At 51.5% G+C, this 324-nt stretch carries 1 other RNA gene; it reads right to left on the reverse strand.

What is annotated here, in order from left to right:
• Positions 1 to 322: a transfer-messenger RNA gene (gene ssrA / locus LNV28_RS25020) on the reverse strand; the annotation flags it as partial.
• Between the last annotated feature and the right edge of the window lie 2 nt (positions 323 to 324).

Below are 324 nucleotides of genomic sequence, written 5' to 3' on the forward strand. Positions count from 1 at the left end.
GCCGTGTCTATTGAGTTAACCCTCAGCGACCCGACGGGCAGGGTGCTTTGGGCGAGTTGTGTAAGTTTTAGCCGCTTCGTCCACAACGTACTGCACGGCGATTCTGTTCTATATGACAATCATTTTGGGTTTACAGACATCCCCTGATGATTGCTGGACCCGAAGGTACCAGGGGGGAAGGGCTAAGGCTGCTTACGCAGCGAGAGCGTAATCCCCGTAGGTTTCGTCATTGGCAACTATAGGAAGTTGCAACAGTGGATTTACGAGTTCTGTTACCAACTCGGCATGCACCTAAAGTTTCGCAACCGGCGTCGAATCCTAAAC

Origin of the sequence: Paucibacter sp. DJ2R-2 (genome assembly GCF_025717675.1) — a bacterium.
Classification (GTDB): domain Bacteria; phylum Pseudomonadota; class Gammaproteobacteria; order Burkholderiales; family Burkholderiaceae_C; genus Paucibacter_A.